The sequence below is a fragment of the Microbacterium oleivorans genome, from assembly GCF_001691565.1.
GTDB classification, from domain to species: Bacteria; Actinomycetota; Actinomycetes; order Actinomycetales; family Microbacteriaceae; genus Microbacterium; species Microbacterium oleivorans_B.
On the sequence record NZ_MAYO01000003.1, the window covers coordinates 1,232,381 to 1,248,922 of the forward strand.

Genomic DNA, 16,542 nt, shown 5'->3' on the forward strand with positions numbered 1-16,542 from the left:
GCCCCACACCGTGGGGCGGCCTTCTCAAGAATGTTCTGCGCGATTGAACGCTGGCAGCGATGCCTTATCGACGGAGGCCGAGGCGCTCGATGAGCGAGCGGTAACGGTTGATGTCGACGTCCTGGAGGTAGCCCAGGAGACGGCGGCGCTGACCGACGAGCAGGAACAGCCCACGACGCGAGTGGTGGTCGTGCTTGTGCTCCTTGAGGTGCTCGGTGAGGTCCTTGATGCGCTGCGTCAGCATCGCGACCTGCACCTCGGGGGATCCGGTGTCACCGGGGTGCGTCGCGTACTCTTCGATGATCGCCTTCTTGACGTCTGCTTCCAGTGCCATAGGTGATCCCCTTCCTCTTCGTTGCGCGGCGCCCGACGCCTGATGCGTGGGCTCTCTTTATCCGCGGCCGATCGAACGGCAACCACAGGAGTCTACAGGACGACGCGCCCCGCAGACGACCGAGGGCCCGGCCGCCGAAGCGACCGAGCCCTCGTATGCGTTGCGTCTCAGCCGACGGCGAGCAGATCGATGATGAAGATCAGCGTCTTGCCGCCGAGGAAGTGACCACCGGCGGGACCGTAAGCCAGGTGCGGCGGGATGACGAGCTCGCGTCGTCCGCCGACCTTCATTCCGGGGATGCCGTCCTGCCACCCCTGGATGAGGCCGCGGAGGGGGAACTGGATGCTCTCGCCGCGGTTCCACGACGAGTCGAACTCCTCACCCGAGAGGTACTCGACACCCACGTAGTGGACGGTGACGGTATCGCCGGGCTTCGCCTCGGCACCGTCGCCCTCGATCAGGTCGCGGACGACGAGGTCGGAGGGGGCCGGGCCCTGGGGGGCGTCGATCTCGGGCTTGGTGCGGTCTGCAGTCATGAGTCCATCCAAACCGAGCGGCATCCGGTGGTCAAACGGGGATCAGGCCTGGACCGAACCCTGGAGGTCCAGCTCGATCGTGACGTCCTTGCCAACGAGGACACCACCGGTCTCGAGGGCGGCGTTCCAGGTGAGGCCGAAGTCCTCGCGGTTGATGACGGTCTTCGCCGTGGCGCCGGCCTTGTAGTTGCCCCAGGGGTCGGTGCCGAAGCCGCCGAAGTCGACCTCGAACGTGACGGGCTTGGTGACGTCCTTGATGGTCAGGTTACCGTCGACGAGGAAGTCGCCGTTCTCGATGCGCACACCGGTCGAGGCGAAGGTGATCTCGGGGTAGGTCTCGACGTCGAAGAAGTCGGCGCTGCGGAGATGACCGTCACGGCCCTCGTCCTTGGTGTCCAGCGACGCGGCGTCGACCTTGGCCTCGAGCTTCGCGTCCAGCGGGTTCTCGGGAGCGATGAGCGTCGCTTCCTTGACGTTGAAGTGGCCGCGGACCTTGGAGATCATCATGTGGCGGACGCTGAAGCCCACCTCGCTGTGCGACGCGTCGAGGATCCAGGTCCCCGCCTTGTAGCCGGGGATGTCGAGAGTGGCGGTGGAGTCGGTCATGATCGTCCTTCGTGGAGGGGTTCCGGCGCGCGCCGGCGGTCAAGGGGGCGAAACGTCGCCGCACCCGATCCTATTCCCGTGAATGCAGATTCGATCGCACGCTACCCCTCTTGACAGCGCACGGGGGCGGCGGGATCATTTCTTTACACCAACTCAGCGCCCGGAAGACTCGCAGGCATCGCCGCGGCACCGGGCGCTGAGTCTTTCTCCCGGGGACTCGTCGCGTCAGCGCGCGAGGACGTCCTGACGCGCCCGGGTGGCGCGCTCGAGATAGACGCGTTCGTCTGCGGCGGCACGAGGATCGCGGCCGATGACGACGCGTTGCCGGGCTGCGGCGAGGGATGTCGCCTCAGCGATGAAACGGCGCATCGCGCCGACGCGATCGCCCGGCAGCGACCGCGCCCAGGCGATCGCGCGGGAGCGCCCGCCCCGAGTCGCCAGCATGTCGACCTCCGCGGGCGAGAACCATCCCACAGCTGCGTAATCGGCGAGGCGCAGGCGCGTCAGGCGCGCCTCCTCGTTGCGAAGCAGGACGATCCCGACGATGAAGGCGAGGAACAGCGGCACCTGCAGCGTGGCGTACAGGACGAAGAAGTCCGCGACGACCGCCGAGCCGTTCCACAGAGCGTGGAGGAAGACGGCGACCAGAAGCCCGACACCCCACCTGCCGAGCGCCGCGCCACCCTTCGCACCAGAGCGTGCGGCGAGCCCAAGAGCGAACCCGGTGGCGGCCGTGAACATGACATGGGCGAACGGAGAGAGGATGCCGCGCAGGAAGAACGTGAAGGCGGCTCCCTCCGCGCCCCCCGTGAGCAGGCTCTCGCCGAAGTAGAGGATGTTCTCGGTGAAGGCGAAGCCCGCTCCGACGAGAGCACCATAGACGACACCGTCGACGGGACCGTCGAACGCCCGGCGGGCAGCGACGAACAGAAGAAGGACTCCCGCACCCTTTGCGACCTCCTCCACGATCGGCGCCTGCACAACGGTCGATATCGTCTCAGGGAGCCAGGGTGCGGCGAGTGCGACCGCCAGGCCGACCCCCAGCGCCATCGCGACCGCAGCCACTGCTCCCCACACCAGCGCGAAGACGATGAGTCCGGGCGGCTCCGGCTCCCAGCGGTCGATGATCCGGATGACCGTCAGCACGATCGCGAACGGCACGAGAGCGAGGGCAGCCGAGACGATGGCGGCGGCCGGTCCGAGGAACGCCAGGAAGTAGATCGCGAGCCCGAGGGCGACGACCCCGAGCAGAATCGCCACGACCCACAGAACGACGCGCCCGCCGGAAGGCACCGGCAACGGGAGTTCGCGATGCGGCGGAGCCGGAGGTGGGGTCGCCGCCGTCGCGTGGACCGGCTGCGCGAGGGGCGACGGGAACGACATGGGGTCAGCCTAGGGTGACGTCGATCGGACCACGGAGCGGCAGGACGATACCCTGGAGCAATGCGCTTCGCCCACGTTGTCCCCGACGGAGTCGACGAGCCGCAGCTGGTTCTCGTCGAGGAGGATCGCGCCACCGTCGTGTCGCGTCTGTTCGACGGTGCACCGTCGCGGCTTCAGCAGCTCATCGAGGGAGGCGACGCCCTCCTCAACCGTGTGCGCGAGAGCGCACCCGCTGCCGAATGGATGCCGCTCGGCGCCCCCGTGTTCGCGTCTGCGGTCCTGGACACCCCGATCACGATCGCCATCGGGCTGAACTACTCGGCGCATTCGAGCGAGCTCGGTCTCAAAGCGGACGCCGCCCCGACGGTCTTCATCCTCTGGCCCGGCTCCCTCTCGGGCCACCGCCAGACGACGTCCTGGCCCCGATCGCTCAGCCAGTCGGTCGACTACGAGGCGGAGCTCGGCGTCATCATCGGACGACCCGCCCGCGACGTCGCGCGCGAGGACGCGCTGGACCACGTCTGGGGCTACACCGTGGTGAACGACATCACGGCTCGCGACATCCAGTTCTCCGAGGCTCAGTGGTCGCGCTGCAAGTCCTTCGACGGCTTCACCCCCACGGGGCCGTTCGTCGTGACGGCGGACGAGATCCCCGACCCGCAGGATCTGCACATCTGGGCGATCGTCGACGGGAAGATGGTGCAGGACGCCTCCACTGATCAGATGATCCACCCCGTCGACAAGCTCATCTCGTTCCTCTCCCAGTCCGCGACGCTGCTGCCGGGGACGCTCATCTCGACCGGGTCGCCCGGCGGCGCCGGTTACTCGCGCGACCCGCAGATCTTCCTCCGCGACCGCTCGACCGTCACGGTCGGCGTCGACGGCATCGGCGAACTCACCACCTTCTGCCGCATCCTCGACTGACGCCGCGCAGGAACGACGAAGCGGCGACCGCCCGAGGGTGGTCGCCGCTTCGCGGATCAGATCAGTTGTTGAGCTGGCTCTGGTCGAACTGCTCGCACGGGATCCGCTGACCGAGGTAGTCGACGAAGCCCGAGCCACCTGCGGACAGGCAGTTGGTCTGGTACTGCTGGTACAGATCGGTGGTCGAGTTGGCGAAGGCGGCCACGAGAGCGATGATGACGATGATCGCGATGATCATCAGGACGATGCTCACGATGATCGCCGCGATCGCCAGGCCGTTCTTCGCGCCGGCCTTGCGGCTCTGCACGAGGGCCACGATGCCGAGGATGAGACCGATGAGCTGCGTGCCGGGGATGATCGCCAGGATGAGGGCGACGATCGCCATGGTGCGACCCGGAACCGGCGCATTGGCGGGACCGCCCGCGTACTGCGGCGCGTTGCCGTAGGCCGGAGCCTCGTACGCCGGAGGAGCCGGCGGGATGTTCTGGGAGTTCGGCTGGTTGGGGTCGGTCATGGGGTGTCCTTCACATCGCTGATCGGCCGAGATACGACCATGACGCTAGCGTTCATGGTTCTCTCAGACAACCTGGAATCATTTCTGGTCCGCAGAGCCCGTTTTCGTGATAACCGGGATGGCTCGCGTCACCGCCTGCAGCCCCGACAGCCGTGCCGGCGACAGCTGCTTGTCGACCTCTTCGCGTGACATCAGGCCGGCTTCGACGACGAGGTCGCCGACGTTGCGCTTGGTCAGCAGAGCCGTCTTCGCCAGGGCTGCCGCCGCCGTGTAGCCGATGAAGGGCGTGAGCGCCGTGATGACGCCCACCGACGACCCCACCATCGTGCCGAGCCGCTCACGGTTGGCGGTGATGCCGTCGACGCAGTTGACGCGGAGGGTGCGCATGCCGCGCCGCATCCAGGTGATCGACTGGAAGATCGAGTGCGCGATGACCGGCTCGAAGGCGTTCAGCTGCAGCTGGCCGCCCTCGACGGCCATCGTGACCGTGAGATCGGCCCCGGCGACGGCGAAGGCGACCTGGTTGACGACCTCCGGGATGACGGGGTTCACCTTGCCCGGCATGATGCTGGACCCCGCCTGCCGGGGCGGCAGGTTGATCTCACCGAAGCCCGCCTGCGGGCCGCTGGAGAGCAGACGCAGGTCGTTGCTGATCTTCGACAGCTTGATCGCATTGCGCTTGAGCGAGGACGAGAACGACATGAAGGCACCGGTGTCGCTCGTGGACTCGACGAGATCTTCCGCGGTCTCGAGGTCGAGCTCGCTGATCTCGCGCAGGTGCCGCAGGACGGCACCGGAGTAGTCCGGGTGCGTCGTGATGCCGGTGCCGATGGCCGTTGCGCCCATGTTGATCTCGTAGAGGAGGTGGGCGTTCTCCCGAAGGCGGTGGTAGTCCTCCCCGAGCGTCGTGGCGAAGCCGTGGAACTCCTGCCCGAGCGTCATCGGAACGGCATCCTGCAACTGGGTGCGCCCCACCTTGAGGACGTCGTGGAACTCGTCGGCCTTCTTCAGGAACGACTGCCGGAGCAGGTCCAGCTCTTCGAGGAGCGACTGCAGGTCGAGCCCGAGCCCCACCTTGATGGCCGTCGGATAGACGTCGTTCGTGGACTGGCTGCGGTTGGTGTGATCGATGGGCGAGAGGAAGGCGTAATCCCCCTTCTCGCGGCCAGCCATCTCGAGCGCGACGTTGGTGATGACCTCGTTCGCGTTCATGTTGGTCGAGGTGCCGGCGCCGCCCTGGATGACACCCACGACGAACTGGTCGTGGAATTCTCCGTCGATGACGCGCTGGGACGCCTGATCGATGAGATCGGCTCGGGATGCCTCGAGCACCCCGATTTCCTTGTTGGCGCGCGCGGAGGCCTGCTTGACCATCGCGAGGGCGACGACGAGGTCGCGGTAGACCGAGATCGGTCGCATCGAGATCGGGAAGTTCTCCAACGCCCTCGCTGTATGGATGCCCCAGTAGGCGTCGGCGGGGATCTCCATCGATCCCAGGGAGTCGGTTTCGGTACGCGTCGTCGCGTCAGATGCCATGGCGGTGTCCTCATGGGTCACGGGGGTGGTGCGGGGATGGGACGAGCCTATCCCCGCACCCCGCGACCTCAGCGGTTCACGCTGGACATGTCGGCATAACGATCGCCCACCGCCGGGGCGACGTCGCCGAGGCGCCGCAGCTGGTCCTCGTTCAGCGTCAGATCGGCGGCGCCGATGTTCTCCTCGAGCCTCTCGAGCTTGCGCGTGCCCGGGATCGGGACGATGTCCTCACCCTGCGCGAGGAGCCAGGCGAGCGCCACCTGCGCCGGGGTTGCCTCCGCCTCGGCCGCGATCGCCTCGACGACCTCGACGATGCGGAGGTTGGCGGCGAGCGCCTCGTCCTCGAATCGCGGGTTGCTGCGACGGAAGTCGTCCTCGGCGAGCTGGTCGACCGAGCGGATGGTGCCGGTCAGGAAGCCGCGACCGAGCGGCGAGTACGGAACGAACCCGATGCCGAGTTCGCGCAGCGCCGGCAGCAGCTCCGCCTCGGGGTCGCGGGTCCAGAGGGAGTACTCCGTCTGCACGGCGGTCACCGGGTGCACCGCATGCGCGCGGCGGATGGTGGCTACGGATGCCTCCGACAGTCCGTACCCGCGGATCTTGCCTTCCTGCACGAGCTCCGCGAGCGCACCGACGGTCTCCTCGATGGGGACGCCCGGGTCCATCCGGTGCTGGTAGTAGAGGTCGATGCGATCGGTCTGCAGGCGCTGCAGCGCCCCCTCGACCGAGCGGCGGACGTTCTCGACGCTGCCGTCGACACCGGAGCGGCCGTCCGGGTGGCGGACGATGCCGAACTTCGTCGCGAGCACGACCTCGTCGCGGCGACCCGCCTCCGCGAGCGTCTTCCCGAGCAGCTCCTCGTTCGTGTGGGGGCCGTACATCTCTGCGGTGTCGAGGAGGGTCACGCCGCGGTCGAGGGCGCCGAGGATCGTCCGCACCCCTCCCGCATCGTCCTGGCCTGCGCCGGTGTAGAAGGCGCTGATCCCCATGAGACCGAGGCCGATGCGGCCGACCTGCGGTCCGTGGGCTCCGAGTGCGGTGTTCTTCATGATGGGCCGATCTCCTTGTCGTAGATGTCGATCTTGTGGTCGATGGCGGCGAGGCTGAGGGTGACCTCGTCGAGCTGGCGGCGGACGACCTCCCGGTGTTCGACGAGCAGCCGTCGACGCTCGGCGACCGTCGCCTCCCCATCACGGACGAGCTCCGTGTAGCGCCGCATGGTGGCGATCGGCATCCCGGTCCAGCGCAGCCTCGCGAGGAACCGGATCCAGGCGAGGTCGGCGTCGGAGTAGCGACGGTGGGACGATGACGCCCGGTCGACGGGATGCAGCATCAGCCCGGCACGCTCGTAGTAGCGCAGCGTGTGCGCGCTGACGCCGGTGGCCTCGGCCGCTTCGGCGATCGAGGCGCCGACGGAACCGGAGAGGAGGGTCATGCCTTCACGGTAGAACTTCGAGCGCGCTCGAAGTCAAGCGGTGGCTCAGGAAGGTTTGCGCGAGAAAGCTTCGAGGCGCTCCTGCGGGCTGAGCTCTGCCATCCTTTCGACCCACTGAGCCGAGAAGTAGTCCCCGGTGGGCGCTTCCACCACGGGCACGACCGTATGGGTGATCGTGTCGTCATACACGTGGACCAGATGGAACGACTGGCCGGCATCCATCCCGTTCACCCCGGTGGCGGGACGCTGCAGGTTCATCGTGTAGCAGGTCGCCGATGCGACGCTGACGGGAATCCCCGCGAACGTCCCGCTCGTCGAGTAGTGCAGGTGTCCGGCGAGGATGCCGCGCGCGTCGCTCCCCGCGATGACATCCGCGAGGGCGTCCTGGTCGCGGAGTTCGAGGATGTCGAAGAACGGGATGTGGCTCGGAAGCGGCGGGTGGTGCAGCGCGAGGAGGGTGCCGAGCGGTGCCGGCTCGGCGAGGACACGGCGGAGCCAGTCGAGCTGCGCCGCGTCGATCTCGCCGTGGTGCCAGCCGGGAACCGTGGAATCGAGCACGACCAGGCGCAGCCCCTCGAGGTCGTGCACCGCAGTGAGGGGTTCGAACGAGCCGGGCTCGTCGAAGAGCCCCTCGCGCATGGCGGGCCGCTCATCGTGGTTGCCCGCGACCCACACGACCGGCGCCTCGAGCCGCGCCGCGACCGGCTCCACGATCTCGCGCAGACGACGGTAGGCGTCGGGCTCGCCGAGGTCGGTGAGATCGCCCGTCACGACGAGGGCGTCGGGACGGATGCCGGTGCGCTCGATCGCGGCGAGCGCGGCCACCGCTCCCCCGGTCGAGTCGTACGTTCCCCCCAGACGACGATCGCCCGCGAGCAGGTGGGTGTCGCTGAGGTGGACGATCGAGCGATGGGCGGGCGCGTGCCGGCCGAAGGAAACGGACTGCATGCCGTCAGCCTATTGACGGTGTCCGACGGCGGGCGATCAGTGGTTGAAGAGGATGAGCAGGAGCCCGCCGAGAACGACCAGGCCGCACACCGCGAACGAGCCGTACGCACCCACGAGGGCAACGCGCTTCTGGGCAGGGCTGAGCGGGTTCTTCTTCGCCGCCTTCTTCGCGGCTTTCGCGGCCCGCTTCTGTTCCTTGGGGGTCATGACCGTCAGCGCGTCCGTGAAGGTCGCGGGAATCACGACGGGCACGCGGCCGGCACGGACGAGCAGGCGCAGGCCGATGGCGTAGAAGGACACGACCACCGACGCGGCGAGGAGCGCGGCGACGAAGACCTGGACGAAGGCGAGCCAGTCGATGGTGAGGTTCATCGGGCGTTCTCCTCGTCGGTCGCGGCGGCCGCCTGCGCGACGCGCTGCTGGCGGCGGGTGGGCGGCGGCTCCTCCGTGAGGTCGACGGCGGCGCCGGAATCGGCGACCTCGCTCATGGCGTTCGCCGCGGTGATCTCGTTACGGCGCGAGCGCAGGAAGATCGCCAGGACGATCGCGACCGCGATGACGGCGCCGATGATGACGCCGATCAGCTCACCGACGCCCTGGCCGAACAGGTTCTCGAACCCGACGATGAGGAAGGCTGCGAGCGCTCCGACGATACCGGCGGCCGGAAGGGTCAGCACCCAGCCGACGGTGATGCGGCCGACGGTTCCCCAGCGGACGACCGCGCCGCGGCGGCCGAGTCCGGAACCGATGACCGAGCCCGAAGCGACCTGCGTCGTGGAGAGGGCGAACCCGAGCGCGCTCGAGGCGAGGATCGTCGAGGCGGTGGATGCCTCTGCCGAGAAGCCCTGCGCCGGCTTGACGTCGGTGAGGCCCTTGCCGAGGGTGCGGATGATGCGCCAGCCGCCCATGTAGGTGCCGAGGGCGATCGTGAAGGCGCAGGCGAAGATCACCCAGAGCTGCGGGTCGGACTGGGTCTGCCAGCCGACCGTGATGAGCGCGAGGGTGATGACGCCCATCGTCTTCTGCGCGTCGTTCGTGCCGTGGGCGAGCGCGACCAGCGATGACGTGAAGATCTGTCCCCAGCGGAAGCCGTCGCGCCCGTCGGGCTTGTTGTCGTAGCGACGGGTCACGACGTAGGCGATCTTGGTCGCCACGAAGGCGATGATGCCGGCGGTGAGCGGCGCGATGAGCGCCGGGAGGACGACCTTCGAGAGCACGACTCCGGTGTCGATGGCGCTGATGGAGGCGCCGACGATCGTCGCGCCGATGAGGCCGCCGAACAGGGCATGCGACGAGCTCGAGGGGAGCCCCAGGAGCCACGTCAGCATGTTCCAGGTGATGGCTCCGATGAGCCCGGCGAAGATGATGGCCGGGAAGATCGATTGCGAGAGCTGGTCCTCGCGGATCATGCCGCCCGAGATGGTCTTGGCGACCTCGGTCGACAGAAAGGCGCCGACGAGGTTGAGGACGGCCGCCAGGAGAACGGCGACCTTGGGCTTCAGGGCACCCGTCGCGATGGGCGTGGCCATCGCGTTCGCGGTGTCGTGGAAGCCGTTGGTGAAGTCGAAGAACAGTGCCAGTGCGATGACTAGGACGACGATGAGTGCTGCGGTCTCCACAGTTCGCTTTCCGTCGGGAATCGGGGGAACGGGCGCCGCGGCGATCGGCAGTGCGAACGAAAAGTTCACCCAGACGTCAGCGAGTGTTCAGTCGGGCCTGGAAAATCCTCGCACACGTTGCGCCATGGCATAACCCGCGCGCGCCCGCGAGGGTCGGTTAGCGTTGTCGGGTGACCTCCGAAGCCGTGACACCGCCCGTCGCCGACCGCCGCCCCTTCACCCGGACCCATCACGGCGACGCCGTCTCGGATCCTTACGAGTGGCTGCGCGCGAAGGAGGATGCCGAGGTCGTCGGACACCTCGAGGCCGAGAACGCGTACACCGATCAGCGCACCGCGCACCTCGAAGGGCTCCGGAACCGGATCTTCGACGAGATCAAGGGGCGCACGCTCGAAACGGATCTCTCGGTCCCCTCCCGCCGCGGTCAGTGGTGGTATTACGGACGGACCCTGGAGGGCAAGCAGTACGGCATCAACTGCCGCGCCCCCATCGCGGACATCGACGACTGGACCCCACCGGTACTCTCCCCCGACACCGATGTCCCGGGCGAGCAGGTCCTGCTCGACGGCAACGTCGAGGCCGACGGCCACGATTTCTTCTCCCTCGGCAGCCTCGATGTCTCCAACGACGGCACGCGCCTGCTGTACGGCGTCGACGTCGCCGGCGACGAGCGCTACACCCTCCGCATCCGCGACCTCGCAACCGGCGAAGACCTGCCGGACGTCGTCGAGAACACCTCCTCAGGTGCCGTGTTCTCCCCCGACGGCCGCCACGTCGTCTACACGACCGTCGATGACGCCTGGCGCCCCGACACCGTCTGGCTGCACGAAGTGGGGACGGATGCGGCATCCGATCGGATCCTCTTCACGGAGCCCGACGAGCGGTACTGGGTCGGAGCCGGTTTCACTCGTAGCGACCGCTTCCTCGTGATCGGGGTCGGATCCTCCATCACCTCCGAGGAGTTCCTCGTCCCGGCCGACGATCTGACCGCGGAGCCCCGGTCCGTATGGCCCCGTCGCGAGGGCGTGGAGTACTCGCTCACCCACGCGGTCGTCGACGGCGAGGACGTGCTCTACATCCTCCACAACGACGGCGCGCTGGACTTCGAGCTGGTCCGGGTCGCGGCATCCGACCCGACGGGTTCGCGTCACATCGTCCTGCCGCACCTTCCCGGGCGTCGCCTGCTGGACGCCTCGGCGTACCGCGACTGGGCGATCGTCGAGTACCGACGCGAGGGACTCGCCCGGGTCGGCATCCTCGACTACGCGACCGACGAGGTGCGCGAGATCGCGTTCGAGGAGCCGCTGTACGCGGTCGGCGCGAGCGGTTCGTCGGAGTGGGCACCGCCGGTCATCCGGCTCGGCTACGCCTCGTTCGTGACGCCGGGCACGGTGTTCGACTACGAGGTCGCCACCGGTGAGCTCCTGCACCGCAAGAGCCAGCCGGTCCTCGGCGGCTACGACCCCGCCGACTACGGGCAGGAGAGGGTGTGGGCGCTCGCCGACGACGGCACGCGGATTCCCGTCTCCCTCGTCTGGAAGCGCTCGTTCGGCGAGCCAGGGGCCTCACTGCGCCCCGTCCACCTCTACGGCTACGGCTCCTACGAGCACTCCATCGAACCGGGCTTCTCGGTGGCTCGACTCTCGCTGCTGGACCGCGGCGTCGTCTTCGCCATCGCGCACGTCCGCGGCGGCGGCGAGATGGGGCGGCAGTGGTACGAGGAGGGCAAGCTCCTCCACAAGCGCAACACCTTCACCGACTTCGTCGCCGTGGGTCGCCACCTCGTCACCGCGGGGTACACCTCGCCCGACCGTCTCGTCGCCGAGGGCGGATCCGCCGGTGGGCTCTTGATGGGCGCCGTCGCGAACCTGGCCCCCGACCTGTTCGCCGGCATCCTCGCCGGCGTCCCCTTCGTCGATGCGCTGACCACGATCCTCGACCCGTCGCTCCCCCTCACTGTCATCGAGTGGGACGAATGGGGCGACCCGCTGCACAACGAGGACGTGTACGCCTACATGAAGTCGTACACGCCGTACGAGAACGTGCGTGACGGCGTCTCCTACCCCCGCATCCTCGCCGTGACCTCTCTCAACGACACCCGCGTCCTTTACGTCGAGCCGGCGAAGTGGGTGGCGCGTCTGCGCGAAGTCGGTGCCGACGCTCTCCTGAAGTGCGAGATGGTCGCCGGTCACGGCGGGGTCAGCGGCCGGTACAACTCGTGGCGGGAGCGTGCCTTCGAGCTCGCGTGGCTACTGGACGTGCTGGGACTCGCCGACAGCGAGTGACCGTCGCGATCGCGTCGCCCCGCTGGGTACGATTCCGCCATGGCCTCTGATCCTCGCTACCGCGCGTCGGTCCGGATCGATCTCGATCTGGTCTGCGCGCATCCCGACGACCTCCTCGCCGGCATCGACGATGCTTCCCGCATGTCGGCAGCGACGATGAATGCCGAAGACGCCCTGCTCTCGCTCCTGGACGTCGCGGTCACCCCGGGTGCGGAGCGCCTCGTCCGCGTCGAATCGACCAGTACGACCATCGTCGACTCCGAGTGGGAGGGAACATCGGGCGGCGTCCCGGACGGCTCATCCGACACGGCCCGGGTGGCCCGTGCGGGCGCGAGACTGGCGGGGATCGACTGGGCGCTGAACGAACTTTTCGGCGGCGCCACCGGTGACGCGACGGCATCCGAGCTGCGGCAGCGCACCATCATCAAGGGTCTCGTGTGGAACGCCTCCGTCATGATCGTCGACTGCCTGTTCGACGACGTCCTGCATCTGGCGGATGCCTCGGGGGATCACTCCGCATGGCGGGACACCCACGTCATCTCGCAACTGCCGCCGCAGTACGCGACCCATTACGACCGCGGATTCGCGCAGAAGTTCCTCGCAGCGACGATCGAGGTCACGTCCCGCCTGAGCGCGTCGCCCGTGTACCCGCCGACCGTCGCGCACGAGCTGGCGCTGAAGCTCGTCCTCGACGAGGCGGAGCGCAACGCCGACCGGCTGGGCGGCGACCTACCCGAAGGCTGGCGGGGACACCTCGACACCGTGCTGTTCCAGGATCTCGACGTCGACTCGCTGTTCGCCGAGCAGGACGAGACATCGAAACGGGATGCCGCAGCCGCGACCCCTCCGCTGGACTTCGCGAGCTGGTTCATCCCCTACGCGCACGCGCCGGCTCCCGCGCCCTACGCGAGTGACGACATCAAGGAGCCCGCAGGCCGCTAGCACGACGGATGCCGTCGGGGCAATTGTCAGTTTTCGCTTCCGGGATCCCATAAAATCGGAAGTCCCCAGGGGGAGTACTCCGATACGGTCGGTTCGTCATTACGGATGTGAAGGCGCATCCCGGACCACCGGTCTCGAGACATCGAGATGGAGAAGACTCTGGCGTCATTCGTTCACGCCATTGAGGAGACTCCTGTGGAAATCACGCCGCTCGTATGGGGCATCACGATCGCGGTCACGATCGCGTTCTTCGTCTATGAATTCTTCGCGCACGTCCGCAAGCCGCACGAACCGTCGATCGGGGAATCGGCCCGTTGGTCGGCGTTCTACATCGGTCTCGCTCTGCTGTTCGGTGTCGCGATCGGCTTCATCCCCGGATGGGGTTGGGTCTACTCGGGCGAGTACTTCGCCGGGTATCTGACCGAGAAGGCTCTGTCGATCGACAACCTGTTCGTCTTCCTCATCGTCATGACCGGGTTCGCCGTCCCCAAGAAGTACCAGCAGAAGGTGCTGATGATCGGCATCGTGATCGCCCTCATCATGCGCGGCGCGTTCATCGCCGTCGGCGCCGCCCTCATCGAGAATTTCTCGTGGATCTTCTACGTGTTCGGCGCCCTCCTGCTGTTCCTCGCCTACCGTCAGGCGTTCTCACACGGCGAATCGGACCCGGCCAACGGCAAGTTCATGCAGTTCGTCCGGCGGATCCTCCCCGTGAGCGACGAGTACAACGGCGACAAGCTGACGGTGAAGAAGGCCGGCAAGCGCTTCGTCACCCCGATGCTGCTCGTCATCGTCGCGATCGGCTTCGTCGACCTCATCTTCGCCGTCGACTCGATCCCGGCGATCTACGGTCTCACGAATGAGGCGTACATCGTCTTCACCGCCAACGCGTTCGCCCTCATGGGCCTCCGCCAGCTCTACTTCCTCATCGGCGGCCTGCTGGAGCGTCTCGTCTACCTCGCACAGGGCCTGGCCGTCATCCTCGCCTTCATCGGGGTGAAGCTCGTCCTGCACGCCATGCACGTCAACGAGCTGCCGTTCATCAACGGCGGCGAACCGATGCTGTGGGCCCCCGAGATCCCGATCTGGTTCTCACTGCTGTTCATCGCCGCGACGATCGTCGTGGCCACCGTTGCGAGCCTCGCCAAGACGCGGCGCGACGATGCCAAGGCGCTCGCGACCGGAGCCCCCACGGCCACCCCTGAGCAGACGAAGGAGCACAGCTGACCGATGATCAGCGACCATACGCAGGCGCCCACCGTTGAGGCCGACGCCATCGAGGTGACCCGATGAACGACCTGGCCCTGAACATCGCGCTCGTCGTGCTGTTCGTCCTGGTGGGCGGTGTGTTCGCCGCGACCGAGATGGCTCTCGTGACGCTCCGCGAGAGCCAGATCAATGCGATCGCCGCACGCGGCAAGCGGGGCGCCAAGGTGGCAGGGCTGGCGCGGAACCCCAACACGTTCCTTTCGGCCGTGCAGATCGGGGTGACGGTGGCGGGCTTCGCCTCGGCCGCCTACGGCGCCACGTCGATCGCCCCCTCCGTCGCCCCGCTCATCGAGTCGGCGGGTGCGGACCCCGGGTTGGCGCTGACGCTCGCGACGCTGATCCTGACCCTGCTGATCGCCTATCTGTCGCTCGTGCTCGGCGAGCTCGTGCCCAAGCGCCTCGCGATCCAGCGGAACGCTCAGTTCGCGTACGCCGTCGCGCCCGTCCTCGACGGGTTCGCGAAAGTCATGCGGCCCGTGATCTGGCTGCTGTCGGTCTCGACGAACGCCCTCGTGCGCCTGCTCGGCGGTGATCCTCACAAGACCGGCGAGGAGATGACCGACGAGGAGGTCCGCGACATCGTCGCGAGCCATGAGGGCCTTCCTGAGGACGAACGCCGGATCCTCGAGGACGTCTTGTCGCTCCGAGGCCGCCAGCTCAGCGAGGTCATGCGGCCGCGGCCGGAGGTGACGGCGTTGGACGACACCGCCACGATCGGCGAGGCCGTGGCCGAGGCACGGGAGCTGCCGTTCTCGCGTTACCCGGTCGCCGACACCTCCATCGACGACATCGTCGGCTTCGTCCACGTCCGCGACCTCTTCGAGGCGGTCGTCGAAGGACGGGATGCCCCCTTGTCGGGAATCGTACGCCCGATCCCCTATTTCCCCTCGACCGCCCGCGTCCTCCCCACGCTCACGAAGATGCGTGCCGAAGGCCATCAGATCGCGGTGGTCGTCGACGAGTACGGCGGGACGGACGGCATCGTCACCCTCGAAGACCTCGTGGAGGAGGTCGTCGGGGAGATCTTCGACGAATACGACACCGCGGTCCCGCCGGGCGGGGATCGCGAGATCGTCGACGGCCGATTGAACCTGCAGGACTTCTCCGAGGCGACGGGGATCGTCCTCCCCCGCGGCGCCTCCGACACGGTCGCCGGCTTCGTCACCGAGCGCCTCGGCCGCCTCGCGGTGGTCGGCGATGTGATCGAGGTCGACGGCGCGACGATCGAGGTCACGGCGCTCGACCGTCGCCGCATCTCCGAGGTGCGCGTCACCGCGCGGGATGCTGTCGAGGCGGGCCAGGGCTGACCGCGTGGAGCCCCTCTCGAGCAGATGTGGGCCGGAAACCACGAGATCCGCCGTGAACTATCGTCGGGCCATGGAGTCTGAGGACGGCGAGCGCGTCGCGGTGAAGACCTCCGCGCTGGTGTGGGGTTCGCTCTGGATTCTCGGCATCGGCCTAGCGGCGATCTTCTTCACTTTCGTCGCCGTCCAGGAGTTCGGCGAGGCCATGGGGCGATGGTCCGAAGTCACCGCAGCCGGCGCCAAAGACATTCGGATGCCACGCTGGATGAGGTTCTCGATGCACGCGGGCACCGTAGTCTTCTTCGCGATCTTCATCCTGGTCATGGCGCGGTTCGTCGTCCGCGAACTTCGCCGGCGTCGTAGGAGCTGAGCTCCCGAGCGCTGTCAGCGAACCGAGGAAGTCGAACCGCCCTTACGCGCGACGAGGCTTCGCACCTCAGCCACCGCTGAGAGCCCGAGCTCGAGGCTCTCCTCCTGCTCGCATCGCACGTCCGGGTGCAGGTCTTCCTCCGCCAGGATCTCGAGCGTGACCGCGTTCCCTTCTTCCAGTCGATCGAGGATGAACGGCAGATCATCCTCCATCAGCGGCACGTCGAACGGCGCGTCCTCGGGCAACGGTGAGGCATACGGCTGATCGTCGGCGGTCTCCTGGGCCGGCTCATTCACCCGCCGAGCGTCATCGATGATGTCCCAGATGCGTTCGAGTTCGCCGAGGATGCCTCGCGGATCCATTTCAACACGGTCACCGGAGGACTGATTCTCCATCTCGGCGCTGATCGCCAACGCGGTTCGGTAGGTCAAGAGCACAGAGCGGACAGTACATGGATCACCACCCGAATCGATGCACAGCGATTGGTGCCGGTTACAGGACGAGAACGTGCCACCCCGGTATTGCCGGTCGCAACTG

At 67.6% G+C, this 16,542-nt stretch carries 18 protein-coding genes; 6 read left to right on the plus strand and 12 right to left on the minus strand.

Translation table 11 applies throughout. From position 1 onward, the window contains the following. Positions 1–64 precede the first annotated feature (64 nt). The 4 genes from rpsO to BBA86_RS08705 form a co-directional block, all read right to left on the minus strand. The gene (gene rpsO, locus BBA86_RS08690) at positions 65–334 is read right to left on the minus strand and encodes a 30S ribosomal protein S15 (protein WP_018187174.1); all 270 of its coding nucleotides are present in this window, start codon (positions 332–334) and stop codon (positions 65–67) included. A gap of 167 nt (positions 335–501) precedes the next feature. After that, positions 502–870, minus strand: a complete 369-nt coding sequence (locus BBA86_RS08695; protein WP_065571202.1) for an FKBP-type peptidyl-prolyl cis-trans isomerase — start codon at positions 868–870, stop codon at positions 502–504. A gap of 42 nt (positions 871–912) precedes the next feature. Beyond that, positions 913–1,476, minus strand: coding sequence for a YceI family protein (locus BBA86_RS08700; RefSeq protein WP_065571203.1), 564 nt, complete (start codon positions 1,474–1,476; stop codon positions 913–915). Positions 1,477–1,701: 225 nt separating this feature from the next. Beyond that, positions 1,702–2,859, minus strand: a complete 1,158-nt coding sequence (locus tag BBA86_RS08705) for a PrsW family intramembrane metalloprotease (protein WP_065571204.1) — start codon at positions 2,857–2,859, stop codon at positions 1,702–1,704. Positions 2,860–2,919: 60 nt separating this feature from the next. Here BBA86_RS08705 and BBA86_RS08710 point away from each other — a divergent pair, with 60 nt between their 5' ends. After that, a complete protein-coding gene (locus BBA86_RS08710; RefSeq protein ID WP_065571205.1) occupies positions 2,920–3,783 on the plus strand; it encodes a fumarylacetoacetate hydrolase family protein in 864 nt (287 codons plus the stop codon). 61 nt (positions 3,784–3,844) lie between these two features. Here the strand turns inward: BBA86_RS08710 and BBA86_RS08715 are convergent, their stop codons facing one another. The 7 genes from BBA86_RS08715 to BBA86_RS08745 all read right to left on the minus strand — a co-directional run bounded on the left by BBA86_RS08715 (position 3,845) and on the right by BBA86_RS08745 (position 9,835). After that, complete coding sequence (locus BBA86_RS08715) at positions 3,845–4,297, minus strand: DUF4190 domain-containing protein (RefSeq protein ID WP_065571206.1); 453 nt, start codon at positions 4,295–4,297, stop codon at positions 3,845–3,847. Between the two features lie 78 nt (positions 4,298–4,375). Beyond that, positions 4,376–5,833: an aspartate ammonia-lyase gene (locus BBA86_RS08720; protein WP_065571207.1), complete on the minus strand. Its 1,458-nt coding sequence runs from the start codon at positions 5,831–5,833 to the stop codon at positions 4,376–4,378. A gap of 68 nt (positions 5,834–5,901) precedes the next feature. After that, positions 5,902–6,882, minus strand: coding sequence for an aldo/keto reductase (locus tag BBA86_RS08725; protein ID WP_065571208.1), 981 nt, complete (start codon positions 6,880–6,882; stop codon positions 5,902–5,904). After that, positions 6,879–7,268, minus strand: a complete 390-nt coding sequence (locus BBA86_RS08730) for a MerR family transcriptional regulator (RefSeq protein ID WP_065571209.1) — start codon at positions 7,266–7,268, stop codon at positions 6,879–6,881. Before BBA86_RS08730 ends, BBA86_RS08725 begins: the two co-directional genes overlap by 4 nt. Positions 7,269–7,313: 45 nt before the next feature. Continuing rightward, positions 7,314–8,216 (minus strand): phosphodiesterase, encoded by a 903-nt coding sequence (locus BBA86_RS08735; protein WP_065571210.1) that lies wholly within the window; start codon positions 8,214–8,216, stop codon positions 7,314–7,316. A gap of 36 nt (positions 8,217–8,252) precedes the next feature. After that, a complete protein-coding gene (locus BBA86_RS08740; protein WP_065571211.1) occupies positions 8,253–8,588 on the minus strand; it encodes a peptidase in 336 nt (111 codons plus the stop codon). Further along, on the minus strand, positions 8,585–9,835 hold the full coding sequence (locus BBA86_RS08745; RefSeq protein WP_065571212.1) for an inorganic phosphate transporter: 1,251 nt from the start codon (positions 9,833–9,835) through the stop codon (positions 8,585–8,587). The genes BBA86_RS08740 and BBA86_RS08745 overlap by 4 nt, the downstream gene beginning before the upstream one ends. Before the next feature lie 185 nt (positions 9,836–10,020). Between BBA86_RS08745 and BBA86_RS08750 the strand changes: the two genes are divergently transcribed. From BBA86_RS08750 to BBA86_RS08770, 5 genes are all read left to right on the plus strand, one after another. Then, on the plus strand, positions 10,021–12,120 hold the full coding sequence (locus BBA86_RS08750) for a S9 family peptidase (protein ID WP_065572235.1): 2,100 nt from the start codon (positions 10,021–10,023) through the stop codon (positions 12,118–12,120). 39 nt (positions 12,121–12,159) lie between these two features. Continuing rightward, positions 12,160–13,062 carry a hypothetical protein gene (locus BBA86_RS08755; RefSeq protein WP_065571213.1) on the plus strand — a complete coding sequence of 301 codons (903 nt, stop codon included), beginning with the start codon at positions 12,160–12,162 and terminating at the stop codon, positions 13,060–13,062. Between the two features lie 195 nt (positions 13,063–13,257). Further along, the gene (locus BBA86_RS08760) at positions 13,258–14,289 is read left to right on the plus strand and encodes a TerC family protein (RefSeq protein ID WP_189318443.1); all 1,032 of its coding nucleotides are present in this window, start codon (positions 13,258–13,260) and stop codon (positions 14,287–14,289) included. 62 nt (positions 14,290–14,351) lie between these two features. Beyond that, on the plus strand, positions 14,352–15,638 hold the full coding sequence (locus BBA86_RS08765; protein WP_065571215.1) for a hemolysin family protein: 1,287 nt from the start codon (positions 14,352–14,354) through the stop codon (positions 15,636–15,638). Positions 15,639–15,708: 70 nt separating this feature from the next. Further along, positions 15,709–16,005, plus strand: a complete 297-nt coding sequence (locus BBA86_RS08770; RefSeq protein WP_065571216.1) for a hypothetical protein — start codon at positions 15,709–15,711, stop codon at positions 16,003–16,005. Positions 16,006–16,019: 14 nt separating this feature from the next. On the opposite strand, the gene BBA86_RS08775 is transcribed toward BBA86_RS08770, so the two are convergent. Continuing rightward, complete coding sequence (locus BBA86_RS08775; protein ID WP_189318444.1) at positions 16,020–16,418, minus strand: hypothetical protein; 399 nt, start codon at positions 16,416–16,418, stop codon at positions 16,020–16,022. Between the last annotated feature and the right edge of the window lie 124 nt (positions 16,419–16,542).

Excerpts from the sequence above, each read along its gene's own strand:
- BBA86_RS08710 (WP_065571205.1), top strand. The coding sequence starts at position 2,920 with ATGCGCTTCGCCCACGTTGTCCCCGACGGAGTCGACGAGCCGCAGCTG.
- BBA86_RS08725 (WP_065571208.1), bottom strand. The coding sequence starts at position 6,882 with ATGAAGAACACCGCACTCGGAGCCCACGGACCGCAGGTCGGCCGCATC.
- BBA86_RS08700 (WP_065571203.1), bottom strand. The coding sequence starts at position 1,476 with ATGACCGACTCCACCGCCACTCTCGACATCCCCGGCTACAAGGCGGGG.
- BBA86_RS08705 (WP_065571204.1), bottom strand. The coding sequence starts at position 2,859 with ATGTCGTTCCCGTCGCCCCTCGCGCAGCCGGTCCACGCGACGGCGGCG.
- BBA86_RS08740 (WP_065571211.1), bottom strand. The coding sequence starts at position 8,588 with ATGAACCTCACCATCGACTGGCTCGCCTTCGTCCAGGTCTTCGTCGCC.
- BBA86_RS08770 (WP_065571216.1), top strand. The coding sequence starts at position 15,709 with ATGGAGTCTGAGGACGGCGAGCGCGTCGCGGTGAAGACCTCCGCGCTG.
- BBA86_RS08715 (WP_065571206.1), bottom strand. The coding sequence starts at position 4,297 with ATGACCGACCCCAACCAGCCGAACTCCCAGAACATCCCGCCGGCTCCT.
- BBA86_RS08730 (WP_065571209.1), bottom strand. The coding sequence starts at position 7,268 with ATGACCCTCCTCTCCGGTTCCGTCGGCGCCTCGATCGCCGAAGCGGCC.
- BBA86_RS08765 (WP_065571215.1), top strand. The coding sequence starts at position 14,352 with ATGAACGACCTGGCCCTGAACATCGCGCTCGTCGTGCTGTTCGTCCTG.
- BBA86_RS08735 (WP_065571210.1), bottom strand. The coding sequence starts at position 8,216 with ATGCAGTCCGTTTCCTTCGGCCGGCACGCGCCCGCCCATCGCTCGATC.
- BBA86_RS08720 (WP_065571207.1), bottom strand. The coding sequence starts at position 5,833 with ATGGCATCTGACGCGACGACGCGTACCGAAACCGACTCCCTGGGATCG.
- BBA86_RS08755 (WP_065571213.1), top strand. The coding sequence starts at position 12,160 with ATGGCCTCTGATCCTCGCTACCGCGCGTCGGTCCGGATCGATCTCGAT.
- BBA86_RS08695 (WP_065571202.1), bottom strand. The coding sequence starts at position 870 with ATGACTGCAGACCGCACCAAGCCCGAGATCGACGCCCCCCAGGGCCCG.
- rpsO (WP_018187174.1), bottom strand. The coding sequence starts at position 334 with ATGGCACTGGAAGCAGACGTCAAGAAGGCGATCATCGAAGAGTACGCG.